Below are 21,049 nucleotides of genomic sequence, written 5' to 3' on the forward strand. Positions count from 1 at the left end.
ATCGCTGGGGTTGGTGTTGGGGGAGTAGCTGTCAGCAGCCGTCCACTGGCCGTTGATGAGGTTGTCGTAACGGGACATGAAATGCTCCAAAAGAGAGATTCGATAAAAGAGGTGAGCTAGTTGGGCGCTGCATTTGAAGCAGGCGCGGCCCAAAGCGATGGACACCGAGCAAGGGCCGTCCCGCAGCGAAGGTGTCGTCCCCCTCCCGCGCAGCGAGAGAGGGGGAAGCGGCGCCAGCCGCTCAGGGGGTGCTCAGCGCACCATGCAAGGCCTTTTGTTGTCGAACTTCCAGCCGGGGATCAGGTGTTGCATGGCGATGGCGTCGTCGCGCGCGCCCAGGCCGTGTTCCAGGTACAGGGCGTTGGCGCGCTTGAGGGCTTCGCGGTCCACGGTCACGCCCAGGCCGGGGGTCTTGGGCACTTCCACAAAACCGCCTTTGATCTGCAAGGGTTGCTGCGTGAGGTACTGGCCGTCCTGCCAGATCCAGTGCGTGTCGATGGCCGTGACCTTGCCGGGCACGGCGGCGGCCACGTGGGTGAACATGGCCAGCGAGATGTCGAAGTGGTTGTTGGAGTGCGAACCCCAGGTCAGGCCCCAGTCACGGCAAGTCTGGCCCACGCGCACCGAGCCGGCCATGGTCCAGAAATGGGGGTCGGCCAGAGGGATGTCCACGGACTGCAGCGACAGGGCGTGCACCATCTGGCGCCAGTCGGTGGCGACCATGTTGGTGGCCGTGGGCAGGCCGGTGGCACGGCGGAATTCAGCCATGACTTCACGGCCCGAGAAACCGCCTTCGGCGCCACAGGGGTCTTCAGCATAGGCCAGCACGCCGCGCATGTCGCGCATCAGGCGGATGGCGTCCTTGAGCAGCCAGCCGCCGTTGGGGTCCAGGGTGACGCGGGCGTCGGGAAAGCGTTTGGCCAGGGCCGTCACGGCTTCGACTTCCTGCTCGCCAGCCAGCACGCCGCCCTTGAGCTTGAAGTCGTTGAAGCCGTAGCGTGCGTAGGCCGCTTCGGCCTGGCGCACGATGGCCTCGGGCGTCATGGCCGTCATGTGGCGCACCTGGGTCCAGTCGTCCGTGCCCAGCTTGTCTTCGCCGGGCTTGACGTAGTCCAGGCCGGTCTTGTCGCTGGGACCCACAAAGAACAGGTAGCCCAGCATTTCCACGCGATCGCGCTGCTGGCCTTCGCCCAGCAGGGCGGCCACGGGCACACCCAGGTGCTGGCCCAGCAGATCCAGCAGAGCGGATTCGATGGCCGTGACCGCGTGCACGCCGATGCGCAGGTCAAAGGTCTGCAGGCCGCGGCCGCCTGTGTCGCGGCCTTCCAGGGATTTCTGCAGCTCTTGCAGCAGCTGCAGGTGCTGGCCGACAGAGCGGCCGATCAGCACCTGCCTGCTGTCCTCCAGAGCCTGGCGAATGCCTTCCCCTCCCGGCACCTCGCCCACCCCCGTACGGCCCGCGCTGTCGTGCACCAGCACGACGTTGCGCGTGAAGTAGGGCGCATGCGCGCCGCTGAGGTTCATGAGCATGCCGTCGCGGCCGGCGACGGGAATGACTTCGATGGCGGTGATGGTCGGGGTAGTGGACATGGGAAGACTCTTCAACAGACTCGGAGGGAAAAGGAAATCACTGCGCGGCGGACCAGGGCACCTCGGCCGCAGGGCGGCCCGTGGCGATGAATTGCTGCAGATTCAGCAGAACCAGGTCGGCCATGGCGCGGCGGGTTTCATGGGTGCCGCTGGCGATGTGCGGGGCCAGCACCACGTTGTCCAGGGCCAGCAGGGCAGGCAGGGGGCGGGGCTCGTCCTCGAACACGTCCAGGCCCGCACCGGCGATGCGCTTGTTCTCCAGGGCATCGGCCAGGGCGGCTTCGTCGACCACGCTGCCGCGCGCCACGTTGACCAGGAAGCCCTGTGGGCCCAGGGCGGCCAGTACTTCGGCATTCACCAGGTGGCGCGTGCCTTCGCCGCCGGCGGCGGTGATGACCAGGATGTCGGCCCAGCGTGCCAGCTCCAGCAGCGAGGGCAGGTACTGGTGGGGCGAGCCTTCGACGGGGCGGCGGTTGTAGTAGGCCACTTCCATGTCGAAGCCCGAGGCGCGGCGCGCCACGGTGCTGCCGATGCGGCCCATGCCGAAGATGCCCAGGCGCTTGCCGCTGGCGCGGGTACGGATGCCGAAGCGGCTCTTGCTCCAGTCGCCGCGGCGCACGAAACGGTCGGACTCGCTGAGGCCGCGCGTGGCGTCCAGCAGCAGGGCAAAGGCCAGGTCGGCCACACAGTCGTCGAGCACGCCCGGCGTATAGCCCACACGCGCGCCGCGGCGCAGCAGGGCGTCCTTGTCCAGGGCATCGAATCCCACGCCGAAGCTGCTCACGAACTTGAGCTTGGGCAGGGCGTCGACCACACGGGCGGGCAGGCCCATGGCGGCCGAGGTGACCGCATATTCGAACTGGCCGCCATGCTCGGCAAGAAAGCGCTCGGGATCGGGCTCCTCGGAGAGGATGCTCACCTCGTAGGCCTGAGCCAGTTCGGCATCAAGCTGGGTCAGCGGCATCTTGCCGTATTGAAGAACGCGTGGTCGGATGGTCGCCATGCCTTGGAATCCTTGGAACTTGCGGGGACTGAAAGCCCCTGTGAAAAGGGCCTGCGTGGTGGCAGGCCTGCGGGAAACGGCCTGGGGGCCATCCCGTTGTTTCTAGCTCAATCTGCGGTGATCTTTCGCGTTTGGATCAGGGTTTTCCAGCGCTCGTTCTCCTGGGCCTGAAAGCGTGTGAATTCTTCGGGCGTGTTGCCCACGATTTCCAGCCCCTGCTCCACAAAGCGCTTGCGGATATCGGGTTGCTGCACGGCGACAATGGCGGCCTTGGCCAGTCTGGACTTGACATCTGCCGGCAAGCCCCTGGGAGCGGCCATGCCTTGCCACGAATAGACCTCGGCTCCCTTGACGCCGGACTCGGCCAGTGTGGGAACGTCGGGCAGCACAGGCGAACGCTGGCTACCGGTCACGGCAATGGCGCGCAGCTTGCCGCTACGCAGATGGGGCAGCACGGCGTTGACGTTCTGGAAGGAAAAATCCACCTGTCCACCCAGCAGATCGGTGATGGCCGGTGCTCCGCCCTTGTAGGGTACATGCACGGCTTCGGTGCCCGTTTGCTGCCAGAACAGCTCGGCCGACAAATGATCCGAAGAGCCATTGCCGGAGCTTGCAAAACTGACCTTGCCGGGATTGGCCTTGAGCGCGGCAATCACCTCGCTCACGCTGCGGGCCTTTTGCGTCGGGCTGGCAACGAGCACATTGGGCGCCTGCACGGGGATGGTGATGTAGTCGAAATCCTTGCTGGCGTCATAGGGCACGTTCTTCACCATATGCGGGGTCACCACAAAGGGGCCCAGCGATGCCACCAGCAAGGTGTAGCCATCGGCCGCAGCGCGCTTGACGGCTCCCGCACCGATGGTGCCCGTGGCTCCAGGACGGTTTTCCACGACAAAGGGCTTGCCCAGTTGCTCGGCCATGCTCAGGGCCACCGCACGCGCCACGGTGTCGGTGGAGCCGCCAGCCGGGAACGGCACGATGATGTTCACGGGCCGGTCGGGAAAGTTGCCAGCCGCCTGGGCGGCCAGGGCCAGGGTGGCACCCAGCGTGATCAGTATCTTTTTCATGCTTTGTCTCCTGAAGACGCGGGGCCCGGTTCTTGGCCTGACCCCTGCATCGGGTCTTACTGGGGGCCGAGCTTGTCGATCAGGACCTTGAGTTCTTCCATCTCGGCAGGCTTGAGGTCGGTCAGGGGAGCGCGCACGGGACCGGCATCGTGGCCGACCAGCTTGGCGCCGGCCTTGATGATGCTCACGCCGTAGCCTTCGACACGGTTGCGGATCTTCAGGTAGGGCATGAAGAATTCCTTGAGCAGCTTGTGCTGCGTGGCCTGGTCATCCGTGCGCACGGCTTCGTAGAACGCCATCGCCGTCCTGGGGATGAAGTTGAAGACGGCAGAGGAGTAGACGGGGGTACCCAGAGCCTTGTAGGCGGCCGCGTAGACCTCGGCCGTGGGCAGTCCGCCCAGATAGGCGAAGCGATCACCCATCTTCATGAAGATGGAGGACATGGTCTCGATATTGCCCAGACCGTCCTTGAAGCCCACCAGGTTGGGGCAGCGCTCGGCCAGGATGGCCAGGGATTCAGGCGTGAAGCGAGAGCGGTCGCGGTTGTAGACGATGACGCCGAACTTCACGCTCTTGCAGACCTGCTCCACATGGGCGATCAGGCCTTCCTGGCCGGCTTCGGTCAGGTAATGAGGCATCAGCAGAATGCCGTGGGCACCCAGTCGTTCAGCCTCCTGGGCATGGGCGATGGCATTGCGGGTGGGGCCGCCGGCGCCGGCGATGATGGGCACCTTGCCACGGCAGGTATCCACGGCGGTCTTGATGATCTGGCCGTATTCCTCGCCATACAGCGAGAAGTATTCGCCGGTGCCACCAGCGGCGAACAGGGCACTGGCGCCATAGGGAGCCAGCCATTCAAGGCGTGCGGCATAACCCTTGGCATTGAAGTTGCCCTGGGCATCGAAGTCCGTCACGGGGAAGGACAGCAGGCCGGAACTCATCACGTCTTTGAGGTCTTGGGGTGTCATGGTAATCCTTGAAAAGAGGAGAGCAAAAAAAGATCTGGCAGCTCAGTCCAGCTGCAGTTGGGCGGCTTGCACCACGGCGCGCCAGCGCGCGCGCTCGGCGTTGAAGAATTTGTCGGTTTCGGCGGGCGTCATCGTGACGACCTCGGCACCCTGGCCGGTCAGTCGGGAGCGGACCTCGGTGGAGCGGATGGCAGCGAGCAACACCTGGTTCACACGCTGCACCACGGCTTCAGGCGTCTTGGCGGGCAGCACCACACCCTGCCAGGTGCCCGAGGCAAAACCCTGTGCGCCCTGCTCCGCCAGCGTCGGCACATCGGCAATCAGCGGCATGCGGGTGTTCTTGGAAATGCCCAGCAGCTTGAGCTTGCCGCTTTGCACATGCGGATAGGTAGCCAGCATGCCGTTCATCAGCACCTGGGTCTGGCCGGCTACCGTGTCCTGCACCGACTGCACGCCGCCCTTGTAGGGCACGTACACCCATTTGGCGCCAGTGATGCGGGCCAGCTCCACGCCAGCGAGATGGGGGGCACTGCCCGATGCGGTGACGGCAAAGTTCAGGTCCTGCTTCTTGGACAGCTCCACCAGCTCCTTGAGATTGCCGGCCTGGACGGAGGGATGCACCACCAGCATATGGGGCGAATAGGCCAGCATGGCTGCACCGCGCAGCGCCTTGGAAGGATCGAAGCTGAGCTTGGTATAGATGGAGGGAGAGATGGCCAGTGCACCGAGATCGCAGAGCAGCCAGGTATAGCCGTCGGCCGGTGCACGGGCGACGAACTCAGCGCCCAGATTGCCATTGGCGCCGGGCTTGTTGTCGATCACCACGGTCTGCTTGAGCTCCTGGGAGATCAGTTGCCCGATGGAGCGCGCAATGATGTCGGAGCTGCCGCCGGGCGGATAGGGAACGACCAGACGGATGGGCTTGCTGGGCCAGGCATCGGCAGCCAGCAATGTGGACGACAGCAAACCGCCGGCCGCCAGGGCCAGCAGAGAGCGCAGAAAGTGCGTGCGTCGGACCATGGTGAAATGTCTCCTTGTTGTGGTCAGTCATCATACAACTAGGTTTTTTTGAACACCAAGCGATTTTTTCTAAGGGTAAGCACGGATCGCTGACGTCTACCAGGCTTTGGTCTTCGTCATTTTCATCCAAGAAATATGCGTCAAACTCAATCCTCAAGATCGCTTGAAGCTATAAATTTGGAAGCATTTCCAAGTGCTCGGCGCAGCGGCACACTGCGGTCGCCGCATGCCGCGGGCGGTCCGCCGCGCTTTGCAGCGGAGTGTCTCTTCCATCTGGCGCCCGCCCAGGCCAGGGTTTCGGAATCAGGACTCTGCGCTCAGACTCAGACGCTGGGCCAGACGCAAACGCTCCCGCGAGTTGGTCAGATGGATGCGCATGGCGGCACGGGCCGAATCGGCGTCCTGGCGCACGATGGCGGCATAGATCTCCTCGTGCTCGCGGTTCACCCGGCGCAGATAGTCGGGATCGCGTGCCGGCGTATGCATGGAGGCAATGCGATTGCGCGGAATCAGCAGCGTTCCGAAGTGCTGCAGGATGTCCTGAAAATACCGGTTGCCTGTGGCCTGCGCGATGCTCAGATGAAAGGCCAGATCATGCTCGACGGTGTCGTGCCCCAGGGCGAAGTGATGCTCGAACGCCTGTAATGCCTCGCTCATGACCTGCAGATGGGCTTCGCTGCGGCGCTGGGCTGCCAGACCGGCAGCCTCGGTCTCCAGACTGATGCGCAGCTCCAGCACAGCCAGCACATCGACGGACTCGCTGAGCTCGCGCGCGCTGAGCATGGGGCTTGCGCTCTGGCGCGCGGGCAGCACAAACGTGCCTATGCCATGGCGGGTCTCGACCAGCCCTGCAGCCTGCAATTTGGACAGCGCCTCGCGCACCACGGTGCGGCTGACGTCATAGCTGCGCACGAGTTCGGACTCGGTGGGCAGCTTGTCCCCCTCATGCAGCAGGCCCTGGCGGATCTTGTGCTCGAACTCCTCGGACAACAGATTCGCCAGACTGCGGCTGCCCTTGCTGGTTTTGCTGCGCAGCGCGTACCCCTCCGTCAGCGGCAAAGACGGGGTTGATTGGGGTAATTCCGATGTCTGAGTACTCATGAGCCTGATGATAATGGCTTTCAGTTGTACGACAACATACCACAAAGCCTCCCTATTTCAACTTCGGTCCGCAGCTCCTGCGCCGCATCAGTCATCTCAAGATGAGCACTTCTCACCAGATCCGCCACATCCGCATCACGCCGATTGCCTTCCGTGATCCGCCGCTGCTCAACGCCGCCGGCATTCACGAGCCCTGGGCGCTGCGCTCCATCATCGAGATCGAAACTGCTTCCGGCCTGGTCGGCATCAACGAGAGCTATGGCGACCAACCCATGCTGGATGCTTTGGCCAAGGCCGCACCGGCCCTGGTCGGGCTCTCGCCCTGGGCCCTCAATGAAATGGAGGCCCGTGTCGTTGCCCTGGTCACTCCGCCCAAGCTCACGGCCTCGGAATTTCTAGGTCAGCAGGTCTCGCTGGCCCCTGGCACCCATGTCTCCAAGACCGTGGCCAAGGTGGTCAGCGCCTTCGAGGTCGCCATGCTGGACCTGCAGGGTCAGATGGCCCAGGCCCCCATCGTCGACCTGCTGGGCGGACCCGCACGCGACCGCGTGCCCTACTCGGCCTATCTGTTCTACAAATACGCCGAGCATGTGGGCCAGCCCTATGCACCCGACGCCTGGGGCGAGGCCCTGGCGCCGGCCCAGTTGGTGGCCCAGGCCCGGCGCATGATCGATCAGTACGGCTTCCAGAGCATCAAGCTCAAGGCCGGCACGCTGCCGCCCGAGCAGGAGGCCGCCGGCATACTGGCGCTGGCCGAGGCTTTCCCCGGCACACCGCTGCGCATCGACCCCAACGGCAACTGGACCGTGGAAACCAGCCTGAAGATCGTGCAGCAGTTGCGCGGCGTGCTTGAGTACTACGAGGACCCGGCCCCGGGCCTGGACGGCATGGCCGCCGTGGCACGCGAGTGCGATGTGCCACTGGCCACGAATATGGTGGTGACGGACTTTGCCGAGTTCCGCCGCAACGCCGACATGGGCTGCCCCGTGAAGATCGTACTCAGCGACCACCATTACTGGGGCGGCCTGCGCGCCACACAGCGCCTGTCCACGCTGTGCCGCACCTTCGATCTGGGCCTGTCCATGCACAGCAACTCCCACCTGGGCGTGAGCCTGGTGGCCATGACGCATCTGTGCGCCAGCGTGCCCCTGCTGACCTATGCCTGCGACACCCACTATCCATGGCAGGACGAGGAAGTCGTCGAAGGCGGTCGCCTGCAGTTCGAGCAGGGCAGCCTGCGCGTGCCCACCACGCCCGGCCTGGGCGTGACCCTGGATCGCGAAGCCCTGGCCCGCCTGCACGACAACTATCTGCACTGCGGCATCCGCAACCGCGACGACCTGGGCCAGATGCGCAAATACGACCCGGAATTCACCGGCAAGCAACCGCGCTTCTGAATTCCGACTCCTGCACAAAACAGACCGCACAAAGCAAGTATCCAGCCCAAGCCGAGCTGGTTCGATCGCACCCCTTTCCACAGCGCGAAAAGACGCTTTTCAACCGGAGACAACCATCATGCAACGCCGCACCCTGCTTCAATCCACCCTCGCCGCCAGCGCCCTGCTGCTGGGCACATCCCTTGTCGCCGCACCGGCCCTGGCACAGGGCAACTGGCCCACGGGCAAGCCCATCACCTATCTGGTGCCGTTCCCCCCCGGCGGCAATACCGACACCCTGGCGCGCGTGATTGCGCAGCCGCTGAGCAAGGCCCTGGGCACGCCCGTGGTCATCGAGAACAAGGGCGGCGCCGGCGGCAGCGTGGGTTCGGCGCTGGCGGCACGCGCCCCGGCCGACGGCTACACCATTCTGGGCGGCACCATCAGCTCGCACGCCATCAATGTCAGCCTGTACTCCAAGCTGGACTATGACCCCGTCAAGTCCTTCACGCCCGTCGCCATGCTCGGCTCCGGCCCTCTGGTTCTGGTGGTGCCTGCCTCCAGCCCCTACAAGACTCTGGCCGACGTGCTGGCTGGCAGCAAGGCCAAGGCCTCATCGGGCGGCCTGACCTCTGCCTCTCCGGGCAACGGCACCTCCAACCACATGGCGCTGGAACTGCTGGCCTACCAGACCGGCGTGAAGTTCACCCATGTGCCCTACAAGGGCAGCGGCCCCGCCGTGCAGGATGTCATGGGCGGACAGGTGGACATGATGTTCGACACTGCCCTGGTCGTCGGCCCGCACATCCAGTCCGGCAAGCTGCGCCCCATCGCCGTGAGCAGCTCCAAGCGCCTGGAATCGCTGCCCGATGTACCGACGATCGCCGAGGCCGGCGAGAAGGGTTTCGACATGGGCTCCTGGCAGGCCGTTTTCGCCCCTGCGGGCACGCCCAAGCCCATCGTGGACCGCCTTCATACCGAGATCCTGAAGATCGTGGCCACCCCCGAAGTCCAGGCCCGCCTCAAGAACTTCGGCATGCTGCCGTCGAACATGAGCACCGTCGAGCTGGCCGATTATCAGAAGGCCGAGGTGAGCAAGTGGGCCAAGGTGATCAAGTCTGCTGGAATAAAGGCTGAATAAGTAAGGCCCCCCTGAGCCGCTTCGCGGCTTCCCCCTCTCTAACTTGCTTCGCAAGGGAGGGGGACGACACCATCGCTGCGGGGCGGCCCTTGCTCGGTGTCCCTCGCCTTGGGCTGCGCCGTAGCCGTGCTGGCCCTCTAGAAAATTGAGACATTGCCATGAGTACCCCACTACCGCTTTCCATCACCATGCACGCAGCCGACAACGTGGCCATCGTGGCCAATGACGGCGGCCTGCCTGCGGGCACCGTGCTGCCGTCCGGCCTCACGCTGCTCGACAAGGTGCCGCAAGCGCACAAGGTGGCGCTGGTGGACATTCCCGAGGGCGGCGAGGTGCGCCGCTACAACGTGATCATCGGCTATGCGCTCAAGCCTATTGCCGCCGGCAGCTGGGTGCACGAGCGCTTGCTGCAGATGCCCGAGGCACGCTCGCTTGAGGGCCTGCCCATCGCCACCGTCCAGCCGCCCGTGCTGGAGCCGCTGGCTGGCTATAGCTTCGAGGGCTACCGCAATGCGGACGGCACGGTGGGCACGCGCAACATCCTGGCCATCACCACCACGGTGCAGTGCGTGGCCGGGGTGCTCGACTTTGCCGTGCGCCGCATCAAGTCCGAGCTGCTGCCTCGATACCCCCATGTCGACGACGTGGTGGGCCTGGAGCACAGCTATGGCTGCGGCGTGGCCATCGATGCCGTGGGAGCCGAGATCCCGCAGCGCACGCTGCGCAATATCAGCCGCAACCCGAACTTCGGCGGCGAGGTCATGGTGGTCAGCCTGGGCTGCGAAAAGCTGCAGCCCGAGCGCCTGCTGCCGCCGGGCAGCTTTCCCATCGTCGACGAACGCGAACCAGCACTCGATGTGGTCTGCCTGCAGGACGAGGCCCATGTGGGCTTTATGTCCATGATCGACTCCATCATGCGCCAGGCCGAGCAGCATCTGCGCCGCCTCGACGCCCGCCGCCGCGAGACCGTGCCCGCCAGCGCCCTGGTGGTGGGCGTGCAATGCGGGGGCAGCGATGCCTTCAGCGGCGTCACGGCCAACCCCGCCGTGGGCTTTTGCACCGACCTGCTGGTGCGCGCGGGCGCCACCGTGATGTTCAGCGAGGTGACCGAGGTGCGCGACGGCATCGACCAGCTCACCTCGCGCGCCGCAAGCTCCGAGGTGGCCGAAGCCATAATCGAGGAAATGGCCTGGTACGACGCCTATCTCGAAAAGGGCCGCGTGGACCGCAGCGCCAACACCACGCCGGGCAATAAAAAAGGCGGATTGTCGAACATCGTCGAGAAGGCCATGGGCTCCATCATCAAGAGCGGCACGGCCCCCATCACCGGCGTGCTGTCGCCGGGCCAGCGGCTGGCCGATCGCGACATCAGCCAGGGCCTGGTCTATGCGGCCACGCCGGCCAGCGATTTCATCTGCGGCACGCTGCAGCTGGCGGCCGGAATGAACCTGCATGTCTTCACCACGGGCCGCGGCACGCCTTACGGTCTGGCACAGGTGCCGGTGATCAAGGTGGCCACGCGCAGCGACCTGGCGCGACGCTGGCACGATCTGATGGATATCAACGCCGGACGCATTGCCGACGGCGAGGCCACGATCGAAGACATAGGCTGGGAAATGTTCAGGCTGATGCTCGATGTCGCCAGCGGTCGCAAAAAGACCTGGGCCGAACATTGGCAGTTGCATAACGCGCTGGTGCTGTTCAACCCGGCCCCGGTGACCTGAATCCGTACGGCGCCCTCACCTCTGAAACGCTTGCAAATCCAGAGCGCTTTGCGAAGCTGCTACCTGAGCTCCAGACAGAATCGCCGGAAACGCTGCCATGGCAGCGTTTCCGGTTTGCGCATGCGCCCTCAGGCCTGCATGGAGCCCGTCTTCAGATAGCGCTGATGCCAGGCATAAGCCTGGTCGAGCAAATGTGGCGTGTGCTTGCCCGGTGCGTCGCGCAGCGCGCGCTCCAGATACTCGCTCATCGCCACCTTGTAATCGGGGTGCACGCATCTCTCGATGATCAGACGCGCGCGCTGCACCGGAGCCAGGCCGCGCAGATCGGCCAGGCCCTGCTCGGTCACGATGACCTGTACGTCGTGCTCGGTGTGATCGACATGGGAGACCATGGGCACGATGCAGCTGATCTTGCCATCCTTGGCCGTGGATGGCGTCATGAAGATGGACAGATAAGCGTTGCGTGCAAAGTCGCCGCTGCCGCCAATGCCGTTCATGATGGACGAGCCCATGACATGCGTGCTGTTGACGTTGCCGTACATATCGGCCTCGATCAGCGCGTTCATCGAAATCAAACCCATGCGGCGGATCAGCTCCGGGTGGTTCGATATCTCCTGCGGGCGCAGCATGATGCGCTGGCGGTAGTAGTCGATGTTGGCCAGAAAGCGCTCCATGGCCGCCGGGCTCAGCGCCAGCGAGGTGGTCGATGCGGTATCTAGCTTGCCCGACTCCAGCATGTCCAGCATGCCGTCCTGCAGAACCTCGGTATAGGCGTTCAGGTGATCGAACGGGCCCTTGTTCAGCCCCGCCAGCACGGCGTTGGCGATATTGCCAACACCCGACTGCAGCGGCAGCAACTCGGGCGGCAGGCGACCCGCCTTCACCTCGTGCTGCAAAAAGTCGATGATGTTATCGGCAATGCGCATGGAGCCTTCATCGGGTGCCGTGAACGCCGCCAACCTGTCGCGCTGGGCAGTGGGCACCACGGCAATCACCTTGCTCGGGTCGCAATGCAGATAGGGCTCGCCGATGCGGTCGAACGGATGCTCCATGGGTATGGGCTTGCGCTTTGGCGGCACGGCCGCGCCGTAGTAGATATCGTGCATGCCCTCGAGCTCGGCGGGCTGTGCGCTGTTGACTTCGAGAATGATCTTGTCGGCCTGCTCCAGCCAGGTCTTGTTGTTGCCCACCGAGGTCGACGGAATCAGGCGACCGTCGGGCAGGATGCCCGCCACTTCGATCACCGCCACGTCAAGATGACCGAGGAAGCCGAACCACACATGCTGCGCCACATGGGACAGATGGATGTCCACATACTGCATGCGGCCCTCGTTGATCTCCTTGCGCACCGTGGGGTCCGACTGATAGGGCAGACGGCGCTCGATGCCATGCACCTTGGCCAGTGCGCCATCGAGTTCGGGCGAGGTCGAGGCTCCCGTCCACAGACTGATGCGGAAGTTTCCGCCGTTGGCGTTGCGCTCTTCAATGCGGCGTGCCAGTGCCTGGGGCACAGCCTTGGGTGCACCTGCGGGTGTGAAACCGCTCATGCCCAGTGTCATGCCAGATTGAATCAGGCCGGCGGCCTGGTCCGCCGTCATGATGCGCTCGCGCAAGACAGGGCAAAGCACGCGATCTGCAGGAGAAGCGGTGGAAAAGGAAGTCTGCATGTAATGTGTCTCGTCTTGCCAGCCTTCTTGAAGAGGGATGGCATTTTTTTGTAGTTCAATGGTTGCACTTTGACTGGTGCAAACCCGGATTGAACTACGACACACAGAGAGTCGCCAAGCGTAGTTGACTAGAGAAAACCCCGATGCGCTTTCTTGAAAGAAGCTGTCGAAATTGAATTCATAACTCAAAAAGGTGAGCATTCATCGCTCAACGGATAAAGGATGAAAACTTGAAACTGCTGAAATCAATCACCATGGCAGAGTTGCCAGAATGCTGGCGGAAATTACAAAATATTTGCCTGTACTCACTGCCAGCAGACATAGGCTGACAAAACCACCATGGTTCAGCAACCAGAATTCGATACATGGCTTTTGATACCTCCGGCTGGCAGCACAAGCTGCGACGCCTCGCCCACCCCCTGCAACCGCTGATCGACTCCGTACAGCTCTGGCTGCAGGCTGACGGTCTGCGCATGAGTGCCGCCATGTCTTTCTACGGCATGCTGAGCCTGGCGCCGCTGTTGCTGGCCGTCGTGGGGCTGCTCGGCTGGTGGCTGGATCGCAGCTATGTGGAAAGCACCTTGATCAGCCAGATACAGAGCGTGGTCGGGGAGCGCGCGGCACAGGTCGTCAAGAGCGCTCTGGCCAGCGCCCAGAATGCCAATCAGGGCTCGCTCGCGTCCGTACTCGGTCTGGTGATGATGCTCTCGGGCGCCACCGGTGTATTTGTGGAACTGCAGGCTTCGCTGGACAAGCTCTGGTCCATGGGCGAAGAGTCTCGCCCGCAGGAAAACAAGCCCTGGTGGAGCATGGCCATCTCACGTCTGTGGGGATTGAGCTATGTCGTGGGCCTGGGCTTTTTACTGCTGGTGTCCATGGTGCTTTCGACCGCCATCCAGATGATCACCAAATGGGCCAATGACGAGCTGCAGCTTGTGCCGCTTGGCCCGCTGATGGGACTGATCAACGAGGGCCTGTCCTTCGGCATTGCGGTGTTGCTGTTCTGGGGTCTGATGCGCATAGGTACCGGCATCAAACCCGTCACCAGATACCTGCTGCTGGGCTCGCTGACGGGAGCAGCCCTGTTCACCATCGGCAAACAGGCCCTGGCCTGGTATCTGTCCACCGCCGCCGTGGTATCGGCCTATGGCGCAGCCGGCTCGCTGGTGGTCGTGCTGATGTGGTTTTATTTCACCTCGGCCATCCTGCTGTTCTCGGCCGCCACGGCCAAGGCCTGCAGCAAATCCAAGGTCCAGCTGGGCATCCCGTTTGTCTCGCGCAAGTCGTCCAGCGCCACACCCATGGATGTGCAGCGTCTTCCCGAAAATGCAGGGGAGAACATATGAAGCCACCGAGATCGACTGCCATACCTGGGCTCGCAACCATCTGCGCCATGTCGACAATGTAAAAAGGCCTGCTGATGCAGGCCTTTTGCTCGGGGCGAGGTGGAATCACTTTTCCACAAATGCACGCTCAATGACGAAGTCGCCGGGCGTGGTGGTGTTGCCTTCCTTGAAGCCGCGCTTTTCCAGCAGCTCCTTGAGTTCGGACAGCATGGCGGGGCTGCCGCACAGCATGACGCGATCGGTCTCGGGATTCAGATCGGGCAGACCCAGGTTTTGCGGGAAGGTGCCGTTGTTGATCTGGGCGGAGATACGCCCTTGGTTGCGGAAGGGCTCGCGTGTCACCGTGGGGTAGTAGTGCAGCTTGCCCTTGACGATATCGCCGAGGAATTCATGCTCGGGCAATTCCTTCTCGAACAGCTCCTGATAGGCCAGCTCCTGCACCTGACGCACGCCATGCACCACGACCACGTTGTCGAAACGCTCATAGGTCTCGGGGTCGCGCGCCACAGCCAGCCAGGGAGCCAGGCCGGTGCCCGTGCCGATCAGGTACAGATTCTTGCCGGGCAGCAGATAGTCGATCAGCAGCGTGCCTGTGGGCTTCTTGCCCACGATGATGGTGTCACCCACCTGGATGTTCTGCAGCTTGGAGGTCAGAGGGCCTTCGGGTACCTTGATGGACAGGAACTCCAGATGCTCTTCGTAATTGGGACTGGCGATGGAGTAGGCGCGCAGCAGATTCTTGCCATCCACCTTCAGGCCGATCATGGTGAAGTGGCCGTTGGAAAAGCGCAGCGATGTGTCGCGGGTGGTGGTGAAGGAGAAAAGACGGTCGGTCCAGTGGTGGACGGACAGCACGCGTTCTTCAAGAAAAGCACTCATGATTCGTCTGAAATAAAAACTCTAAGCAGAAAACCTGCGCGGCAAATGCTGGGCGGTGGCGGGGCACTGCAGGTCAGGGCTGCTAGCGCGTTGGCTGCCGGTTGCCAAGCGGGACAAGACCTATATTGTCCGGCAATTGCACAGAAACGGGTGAATCACCCATCAATGTCTTGAGATCGAATAGTGATAAGCAGAATGAAGCTGTCCGATACCGCGGTATCGACGAAAAACTGCCCGCCGTTCTTGACTCAGGGAAAACGCTGCTCTAGGATCATTCCCCACGCGCTTTGAACAAGCGCTTTATTTGTCTATATAAATGCTCAGATTGAGCATTAGTAATTGCGGCGACCCTGTGTCTCAGGCCATGGTCGCCCACCTAGCATCGAGGAGAATGACAATGCAGTTGCGCTGGTCCCTGCCCCTGCTGACACTGGCCGCCCTGCCCGCCTGGGCACAGGGCGTGATCAAGATTGGCGAAATCAACAGCTACAAGGCCCAACCCGCGTTTCTGGAGCCCTACAAGAAGGGAATGGAGCTGGCGGTTGAACAGGTCAATGCCGCAGGCGGCATTGCCGGCAAGAAGCTGCAGCTCATCGTGCGCGACGACAACGCCACGCCGGGCGATGCCGTGCGTGCCGCCGAAGAGCTCTACACGCGCGAAAAGATCGATGTGCTCACGGGCAGTTTTCTCTCGCATGTGGGCCTGGCACTGACCGATTACGCCAAGCAGAAAAAGCGCTTCTTCCTCGCCTCCGAGCCGCTGACCGACAAGATCGTCTGGGCTGACGGCAATCACTACACCTACCGTCTGCGCGGCTCCACCTATATGCAGACCGCCATGCTGGTGGAGGAAGCGCTCAAGCTCAAGAAGAAGCGCTGGGCCATCGTCTACCCCAACTACGAATACGGCCAGTCCGCGGTTGCCACCTTCAAGACGCTGATGAAGGCCAAGCAGCCCGATATCGAGTTTGTGGCCGAGCAGGCACCTGCGCTGGGCAAGATCGACGCCGGCTCCGTCGTGCAGGCGCTTGCTGACGCCAAGCCCGATGCCATCTTCAACGTGCTGTTCGCCACCGACCTGGGCAAGTTCGTGCGCGAAGGCAATACACGCGGCCTGTTCAAGGGTCGTGAAGTCGTGGGCCTGCTGACGGCAGAACCCGAATACCTGGATCCGCTCAAGAAGGAAGCGCCTATCGGCTGGACCGTGACCGGCTACCCCTGGTATTCCATCAACACCCCCGAGCACGCAGCCTTCCTCAAGGCCTATCAGGCCAGGTTCAAGGACTACCCGCGCCTGGGCACCATCGTGGGCTACAACGCCATCCAGTCGATTGCTGCGGGCCTGCGCAAGACCAAGGGCGATCCCGACACCGAGAAACTGATTGCGGCCTTCAAGGGCCTGGAAGTCGCCACGCCTTTCGGCCCCATCACCTACCGGGCACAGGACAACCAGTCCACCATGGGCGCCTATATCGGCAAAACCGCCTATGACGAGAAGCTGGGGCGCGGCGTGCTGGTCAACTACCACTATGCCGACGGCAAGAACTACCAGCCCACGGACGAGGAAGTGAAGAAGCTGCGCCCCGCGACAGCGAACTGATTTCGCATCGGCGAAAATACCAGGCCACCTGCACTACAGCAGGTGGCTTTTTCATCTCTGAACACACTATGTCGAGCTTCAGGAGCTACGCAGCATGAGTGCATCCGGCCTGCTGGCCCAGTTGCTCAACGGACTGGCCAGCGCATCGTCGCTGTTTCTGGTTTCGGTCGGGCTGTCGCTGATCTTCGGTGTCACCCGCACCATCAACTTCGCCCATGGCTCGTTCTATATGCTGGGCGCCTTCATCGCCTACAGCAGCGTGGACCGGCTCTCGCCCCATATCGGCTTCTGGCCAGCGCTGCTGCTGGCTCCGCTGGCCTGCGGCGCACTGGGGGCGCTGACCGAGACACTGCTTCTGCGTCGCATCTACAAGGCGCCAGAGCTGTTTCAGCTGCTGGCCACGTTTGCGCTGGTACTGGTCATCAAGGATGCTGCGCTGTGGCTGTGGGGCCCCGAGGAACTGTTCGGCCCGCGTGCCGCAGGGCTTGAAGGCTCGGTGGAGATTCTGGGCCGCCAGTTCCCCACTTACGATCTTTTCTTGATAGCGGTCGGTCCCTGCGTACTTTTGGGCCTGACGCTTCTGTTGACCAGGACCCGCTTTGGCACCCTGGTGCGTGCCGCCACGCAGGACCGCGAAATGGTGGGCGCCCTTGGCGTCAACCAGGCCTGGCTGTTCACCGCCGTCTTCGCACTGGGTACGCTGCTGGCAGGCCTGGGCGGAGCGCTGCAGCTGCCGCGCGAGCCTGCGAGCCTCGAGATGGACATGCTCACCATTGGCGCCGCGTTTGTGGTGGTCGTGGTCGGCGGCATGGGCAGCATACCTGGCGCCTTCATTGCCGCGTTGCTGGTGGCAGAGCTCAAAGCCGTCTGCATCTGGCTGGGCATGCAGGAGATCGCGGGTCTTGAGCTGTCGTTCTCCAAGCTCACGCTGGTGGTGGAGTTCCTGGTCATGGCCGTGGTGCTGATCTGGCGGCCCTGGGGCCTGCTGGGCAAGCCACAGGCGCTGGCACGCAGCGCTGGCGAGCCCGAACAACCGCTACATCCTGCTGGCCGTGGAGCAGCAGCCGCATGGCTGGGCCTGCTGACCCTGCTGGTGCTGCTGCCGCTGATGGCCAGCGACGTCGAAGGCGGCAGCTACGCCACCGTGCTGCTGGCCGACATCTTTGTCGCCGCACTGTTCGCGAGCAGTCTGCACTTCATACTCGGGCCCGGCGGCATGCACTCCTTCGGTCATGCGGCCTACTTTGGCCTCGGTGCCTACGGTGCGGCACTACTGGTGCGTACGCTGGATCTGCCCATGGAAGCGGCGCTGCTGCTCGGCCCCCTGGCCGCCGCTGCGGGCGCCCTGCTCTATGGCTGGTTCTGCGTGCGGCTGTCGGGCGTCTATCTGACCATGCTGACGCTGGCGTTTGCGCAGATCAGCTGGGCCATCGTCTTTCAGTGGGATGACTTCACGGGCGGCAGCAACGGCCTGACCGGCGTCTGGCCCCCCGAATGGGCATCGCAGGGCCCGGCGTTCTACTGGCTGGCTCTGGGCATCTGCGCGCTTGGCATCTATCTGCTGCGCCGCCTGCTGTTTTCGCCGCTGGGCTATGCGCTGCGCGCATCGCGCGACTCGGCGCTGCGGGCCGATGCGATCGGCATCGACGTGCGACGCATTCAGTGGACGGCATTCGTGATCGCCGGGCTGTTTGCCGGTCTGGCCGGAGCGCTGTTTGCCTTCAGCAAGGGCGGCGTTGCGCCCGACGCCATGTCGGTCACCAAATCGGTGGATGCACTGGTCATGGTGCTGCTGGGCGGCGTGCAGACACTGGCCGGCCCCGTGGTGGGCGCGGCCGCCTTTACCTGGCTGCACGACACCGTGGCACGCAACACCGAATACTGGCGCGCGCTGATGGGGGCGACCATGCTGATTCTGGTGCTGCTGGCACCGCAGGGCATTGCAGGCTATGCGCAGCTGCTGTGGTCGCGCACATGTGGCGAGGTATGCGCCAAGGACAAAGCAGGAGCAAGGACATGAAGCTGCTGCAGGTACAGAACGTCAGCAAGGCCTTTGGCGGCGTGAAGGCCGTGCAGCAGGTCTCATTCAGCCTGCAGGCCGGCGAGCTGCTGGCCCTGATCGGCCCCAACGGTGCCGGCAAGAGCACCACCTTCAATATGGTCGGCGGCCAGTTGCCGCCCGACAGCGGCCAGGTGCTGCTCAACGGCCAGAGCATCACCGGCCTGCCGCCGCGCGCCATCTGGCGCAAGGGCGTGGGACGCACCTTCCAGATTGCACAGACTTTTGCCTCGCTCAGCGTGGTGGAAAACGTGCAGATGGCTTTGCTGTCGGCCGATCGCAGGATCTTCAGCTGGTGGCCGCGTGCCGCCAGCCACCGGCGTACCGACGCCCTGGCCCTGCTGGAGCAGGTGGGCATGGCGGCTCAGGCCGATCGCCCCTGCAGCGCTCTGGCCTATGGCGATGTGAAACGAGTCGAGCTGGCCATGGCGCTGGCCCATGATCCGCTGCTGCTGCTCATGGACGAACCCACGGCCGGCATGGCCCCGGGCGAGCGTGTCGCGTTGATGCAGCTGACGCGCCAGATTGCGCAGCAGCGCCGCATGGGCGTGCTGTTTACCGAGCACAGCATGGACGTGGTTTTCGGTCAGGCCGATCGCGTGGCCGTGCTGGTGCGCGGCCAGTTGCTGGCCGAAGGTACGCCACAAGTCATTCGCGACGACGAGCGCGTGCAGCAAGCCTACCTCGGTACCGGCCTCGTTCTTGAAAAACAGCAATGAATCAAATGCATAGCAACCAGCGCTTGATGGATAAAAGCAAGAGCCCAAAATTGCTTGAAGTCCAGAACCTCAACGCCTGGTATGGCGCGGCCCATATCCTGCATCAGGTATCTCTGTCCGTGGGGCGCGGCGAGGTCGTGGCGCTGATGGGGCGCAATGGCGCGGGCAAGTCCACCACGCTCAAAAGCATTGCTGCTCTGGTGCCGCGCCGCGAGGGCAGTATCCGCTTCATGGGAGAGGCGATAGAGAAAAAAGCCTCGCACCAGATCGCGCAGCGCGGCCTGGGCTATGTGCCCGAGGATCGCCGCATCTTCACCGAACTGACGGTGCTGGAAAACCTCGAGGTCGGCAAGCAAAAGCCTCGCCGCTGGCCCGATGGCCAGGCCGTTCCGCACTGGACGCCCGAAAAACTGTTTGCGCTTTTTCCCAACCTGGGCGAGATGCCTGACCGCCTGGGCGGGCGCATGAGCGGTGGCGAGCAGCAGATGCTGAGCGTGGCCCGCACGCTGATGGGCCAGCCCTGTCTGGTGCTGCTGGACGAGCCCTCCGAGGGGGTTGCTCCGCTGATCGTCGAGCAGATGGCGCGCACGATTCTGGAGCTGAAGGCGCAGGGCATAGGAATCTTGCTTAGCGAGCAGAACCTGCCGTTTGCCGAGGTCGTGGCCGACCGGGCCTATGTACTGGAAAAGGGCCAGATCGTGCACGCAGCCAGCATGGCCGAACTGGCAGGCGACAAGGCGGCACGCCAGCAATATCTGGGCGTTTGAAAGCCGAGGTTCAGCGCGTCGGCAGCAAGGGCGTCAGCGCGCGCAGCCGGCTGGAGCGCAACAGGCTGCTCGGCAGCAGATAACGGCCGCCCAGAATCGGCAGTTCCACCTCGGTAAATACCACCTCGAGATCCGCTCCACTTTGCAGCCAAGCCTGCCAGACCAGGGTGGTGCAATAGATGCCCTGGCCCGAGCCCAGCAGCTGAAACGGCTGGCCCTGCTGCGCCATGGCCCAGGCCACGGCTCGCTCACGCGTGCCGGGGTCGGAAGCGACCTGATACAGGCGATAGGCCCGGGCGCGCCGAGCATCCAGAAAAAAGTCCAGCGAATCCAGCACCACGGCATCCGCCTGACCCGGGCGCTCGGACGGTGTGGCATGCAACACCTGCCAGTGACCGGGCCGGCCCACCAGCATGCCCACATGGCTGAAGTCACCGCGGTCCACCGCTTGTACCAGGTGACTGACGTTCTCCGTACCTCGGCGGAAGATCAGATCGCCGGGCGCCGCCTGCGGCGGCAGTTGCGGCGTTGCGAGAGCATGGCCGGCACAGCAGGCCGAGACCGCCATCACAGCGGCCGTTGCCAGCCGCCGAAAAATCACAGCTGCACTTTCCAGACGCCCTGTTCCTGGAACAGATTGATGCGCTCGCGGCGGGTGCTGCCATCGCGATAGTGAACCTGAACCCTGAGCTTGGTGACCTGCTCTTCCTGGGACACAACTCGCTCCAGCACCTCGACCTTGAGCAAACCGCCGCGGGAGTTGATCAGCTTCTGACCGCTGGTCAGTATCCGGCGCAGCTTGCTCTCGAAACCTGCCAGCTCTTCCTTGGAAATATGGCGTGCCGAAATCAAACGTATGCAAGCGTCGAAATCGCCTTCGGCAATCAGTTGGTAAAAGTGCTGGACCAGTTCATCCTGACTTTGTTCAGGGGTGGTCGTGGCACAGGCCGACAGACCCAGAGCCAGAGAGAAGGGAAGAAGCAGACAGCAGCGGCGGGAAAGGGAGACAGAAGCAGACACGG

Annotated in this window: 18 protein-coding genes; 8 read left to right on the forward strand and 10 right to left on the reverse strand. The window is 63.4% G+C overall.

The features are described 5' to 3' along the window. Positions 1–252: 252 nt before the first annotated feature. The 6 genes from AAIL66_RS06680 to AAIL66_RS06705 all read right to left on the reverse strand — a co-directional run bounded on the left by AAIL66_RS06680 (position 253) and on the right by AAIL66_RS06705 (position 6,707). On the reverse strand, positions 253–1,590 hold the full coding sequence (locus tag AAIL66_RS06680) for an enolase C-terminal domain-like protein (protein WP_034351494.1): 1,338 nt from the start codon (positions 1,588–1,590) through the stop codon (positions 253–255). 37 nt (positions 1,591–1,627) lie between these two features. Further along, positions 1,628–2,593 carry a 2-hydroxyacid dehydrogenase gene (locus AAIL66_RS06685; RefSeq protein ID WP_343496295.1) on the reverse strand — a complete coding sequence of 322 codons (966 nt, stop codon included), beginning with the start codon at positions 2,591–2,593 and terminating at the stop codon, positions 1,628–1,630. Positions 2,594–2,700: 107 nt separating this feature from the next. Beyond that, complete coding sequence (locus tag AAIL66_RS06690; RefSeq protein WP_343496296.1) at positions 2,701–3,660, reverse strand: tripartite tricarboxylate transporter substrate binding protein; 960 nt, start codon at positions 3,658–3,660, stop codon at positions 2,701–2,703. Between the two features lie 56 nt (positions 3,661–3,716). Then, complete coding sequence (gene kdgD, locus AAIL66_RS06695; protein ID WP_034351488.1) at positions 3,717–4,628, reverse strand: 5-dehydro-4-deoxyglucarate dehydratase; 912 nt, start codon at positions 4,626–4,628, stop codon at positions 3,717–3,719. 42 nt (positions 4,629–4,670) lie between these two features. Continuing rightward, the gene (locus AAIL66_RS06700; protein ID WP_343496297.1) at positions 4,671–5,648 is read right to left on the reverse strand and encodes a tripartite tricarboxylate transporter substrate binding protein; all 978 of its coding nucleotides are present in this window, start codon (positions 5,646–5,648) and stop codon (positions 4,671–4,673) included. 303 nt (positions 5,649–5,951) lie between these two features. Next, positions 5,952–6,707 (reverse strand): FadR/GntR family transcriptional regulator, encoded by a 756-nt coding sequence (locus tag AAIL66_RS06705; RefSeq protein WP_080745909.1) that lies wholly within the window; start codon positions 6,705–6,707, stop codon positions 5,952–5,954. 143 nt (positions 6,708–6,850) lie between these two features. Between AAIL66_RS06705 and AAIL66_RS06710 the strand changes: the two genes are divergently transcribed. The 3 genes from AAIL66_RS06710 (at position 6,851) to garD (ending at position 10,990) form a co-directional block, all read left to right on the forward strand. Continuing rightward, positions 6,851–8,146 carry a glucarate dehydratase family protein gene (locus tag AAIL66_RS06710; protein WP_343496298.1) on the forward strand — a complete coding sequence of 432 codons (1,296 nt, stop codon included), beginning with the start codon at positions 6,851–6,853 and terminating at the stop codon, positions 8,144–8,146. Between the two features lie 118 nt (positions 8,147–8,264). Next, positions 8,265–9,266 (forward strand): tripartite tricarboxylate transporter substrate binding protein, encoded by a 1,002-nt coding sequence (locus AAIL66_RS06715; RefSeq protein ID WP_034406932.1) that lies wholly within the window; start codon positions 8,265–8,267, stop codon positions 9,264–9,266. Between the two features lie 158 nt (positions 9,267–9,424). Further along, positions 9,425–10,990 carry a galactarate dehydratase gene (gene garD, locus AAIL66_RS06720; protein WP_343496299.1) on the forward strand — a complete coding sequence of 522 codons (1,566 nt, stop codon included), beginning with the start codon at positions 9,425–9,427 and terminating at the stop codon, positions 10,988–10,990. A gap of 128 nt (positions 10,991–11,118) precedes the next feature. Here garD and AAIL66_RS06725 read toward each other — a convergent pair whose 3' ends face one another. Then, positions 11,119–12,657 carry an acetyl-CoA hydrolase/transferase family protein gene (locus tag AAIL66_RS06725; RefSeq protein WP_034406927.1) on the reverse strand — a complete coding sequence of 513 codons (1,539 nt, stop codon included), beginning with the start codon at positions 12,655–12,657 and terminating at the stop codon, positions 11,119–11,121. 365 nt (positions 12,658–13,022) lie between these two features. On the opposite strand from AAIL66_RS06725, the gene AAIL66_RS06730 reads away from it, so the two are divergent. Then, positions 13,023–14,003, forward strand: coding sequence for a YihY/virulence factor BrkB family protein (locus AAIL66_RS06730; protein ID WP_343496300.1), 981 nt, complete (start codon positions 13,023–13,025; stop codon positions 14,001–14,003). Between the two features lie 105 nt (positions 14,004–14,108). Here AAIL66_RS06730 and AAIL66_RS06735 read toward each other — a convergent pair whose 3' ends face one another. Then, on the reverse strand, positions 14,109–14,882 hold the full coding sequence (locus AAIL66_RS06735) for a ferredoxin--NADP reductase (RefSeq protein ID WP_003059561.1): 774 nt from the start codon (positions 14,880–14,882) through the stop codon (positions 14,109–14,111). Between the two features lie 397 nt (positions 14,883–15,279). On the opposite strand from AAIL66_RS06735, the gene AAIL66_RS06740 reads away from it, so the two are divergent. From AAIL66_RS06740 to AAIL66_RS06755, 4 genes are all read left to right on the forward strand, one after another. Further along, a complete protein-coding gene (locus AAIL66_RS06740; RefSeq protein WP_034382852.1) occupies positions 15,280–16,482 on the forward strand; it encodes an ABC transporter substrate-binding protein in 1,203 nt (400 codons plus the stop codon). 94 nt (positions 16,483–16,576) lie between these two features. Continuing rightward, positions 16,577–18,502: an ABC transporter permease gene (locus AAIL66_RS06745; protein WP_343496301.1), complete on the forward strand. Its 1,926-nt coding sequence runs from the start codon at positions 16,577–16,579 to the stop codon at positions 18,500–18,502. Next, positions 18,499–19,260 carry an ABC transporter ATP-binding protein gene (locus tag AAIL66_RS06750; protein ID WP_343496302.1) on the forward strand — a complete coding sequence of 254 codons (762 nt, stop codon included), beginning with the start codon at positions 18,499–18,501 and terminating at the stop codon, positions 19,258–19,260. The genes AAIL66_RS06745 and AAIL66_RS06750 overlap by 4 nt, the downstream gene beginning before the upstream one ends. Further along, complete coding sequence (locus AAIL66_RS06755; RefSeq protein WP_343496303.1) at positions 19,257–20,027, forward strand: ABC transporter ATP-binding protein; 771 nt, start codon at positions 19,257–19,259, stop codon at positions 20,025–20,027. Before AAIL66_RS06750 ends, AAIL66_RS06755 begins: the two co-directional genes overlap by 4 nt. A gap of 10 nt (positions 20,028–20,037) precedes the next feature. Here AAIL66_RS06755 and AAIL66_RS06760 read toward each other — a convergent pair whose 3' ends face one another. After that, positions 20,038–20,628: a YiiX/YebB-like N1pC/P60 family cysteine hydrolase gene (locus AAIL66_RS06760; protein WP_343496304.1), complete on the reverse strand. Its 591-nt coding sequence runs from the start codon at positions 20,626–20,628 to the stop codon at positions 20,038–20,040. Next, on the reverse strand, positions 20,625–21,047 hold the full coding sequence (locus AAIL66_RS06765) for a DUF4878 domain-containing protein (RefSeq protein WP_343496305.1): 423 nt from the start codon (positions 21,045–21,047) through the stop codon (positions 20,625–20,627). Before AAIL66_RS06765 ends, AAIL66_RS06760 begins: the two co-directional genes overlap by 4 nt. Positions 21,048–21,049: the final 2 nt, after the last annotated feature.

Origin of the sequence: Comamonas sp. F1-6 (assembly GCF_039581415.1) — a bacterium.
GTDB lineage: Bacteria > Pseudomonadota > Gammaproteobacteria > Burkholderiales > Burkholderiaceae_C > Comamonas > Comamonas thiooxydans.

Coding starts and splice junctions, on each gene's coding strand:
- AAIL66_RS06735 (WP_003059561.1), bottom strand. CDS start 14,882: ATGAGTGCTTTTCTTGAAGAACGCGTGCTGTCCGTCCACCACTGGACC.
- AAIL66_RS06700 (WP_343496297.1), bottom strand. CDS start 5,648: ATGGTCCGACGCACGCACTTTCTGCGCTCTCTGCTGGCCCTGGCGGCC.
- AAIL66_RS06755 (WP_343496303.1), top strand. CDS start 19,257: ATGAATCAAATGCATAGCAACCAGCGCTTGATGGATAAAAGCAAGAGC.
- AAIL66_RS06730 (WP_343496300.1), top strand. CDS start 13,023: ATGGCTTTTGATACCTCCGGCTGGCAGCACAAGCTGCGACGCCTCGCC.
- AAIL66_RS06750 (WP_343496302.1), top strand. CDS start 18,499: ATGAAGCTGCTGCAGGTACAGAACGTCAGCAAGGCCTTTGGCGGCGTG.
- AAIL66_RS06690 (WP_343496296.1), bottom strand. CDS start 3,660: ATGAAAAAGATACTGATCACGCTGGGTGCCACCCTGGCCCTGGCCGCC.
- AAIL66_RS06725 (WP_034406927.1), bottom strand. CDS start 12,657: ATGCAGACTTCCTTTTCCACCGCTTCTCCTGCAGATCGCGTGCTTTGC.
- kdgD (WP_034351488.1), bottom strand. CDS start 4,628: ATGACACCCCAAGACCTCAAAGACGTGATGAGTTCCGGCCTGCTGTCC.
- garD (WP_343496299.1), top strand. CDS start 9,425: ATGAGTACCCCACTACCGCTTTCCATCACCATGCACGCAGCCGACAAC.
- AAIL66_RS06680 (WP_034351494.1), bottom strand. CDS start 1,590: ATGTCCACTACCCCGACCATCACCGCCATCGAAGTCATTCCCGTCGCC.
- AAIL66_RS06685 (WP_343496295.1), bottom strand. CDS start 2,593: ATGGCGACCATCCGACCACGCGTTCTTCAATACGGCAAGATGCCGCTG.
- AAIL66_RS06710 (WP_343496298.1), top strand. CDS start 6,851: ATGAGCACTTCTCACCAGATCCGCCACATCCGCATCACGCCGATTGCC.
- AAIL66_RS06715 (WP_034406932.1), top strand. CDS start 8,265: ATGCAACGCCGCACCCTGCTTCAATCCACCCTCGCCGCCAGCGCCCTG.
- AAIL66_RS06745 (WP_343496301.1), top strand. CDS start 16,577: ATGAGTGCATCCGGCCTGCTGGCCCAGTTGCTCAACGGACTGGCCAGC.
- AAIL66_RS06740 (WP_034382852.1), top strand. CDS start 15,280: ATGCAGTTGCGCTGGTCCCTGCCCCTGCTGACACTGGCCGCCCTGCCC.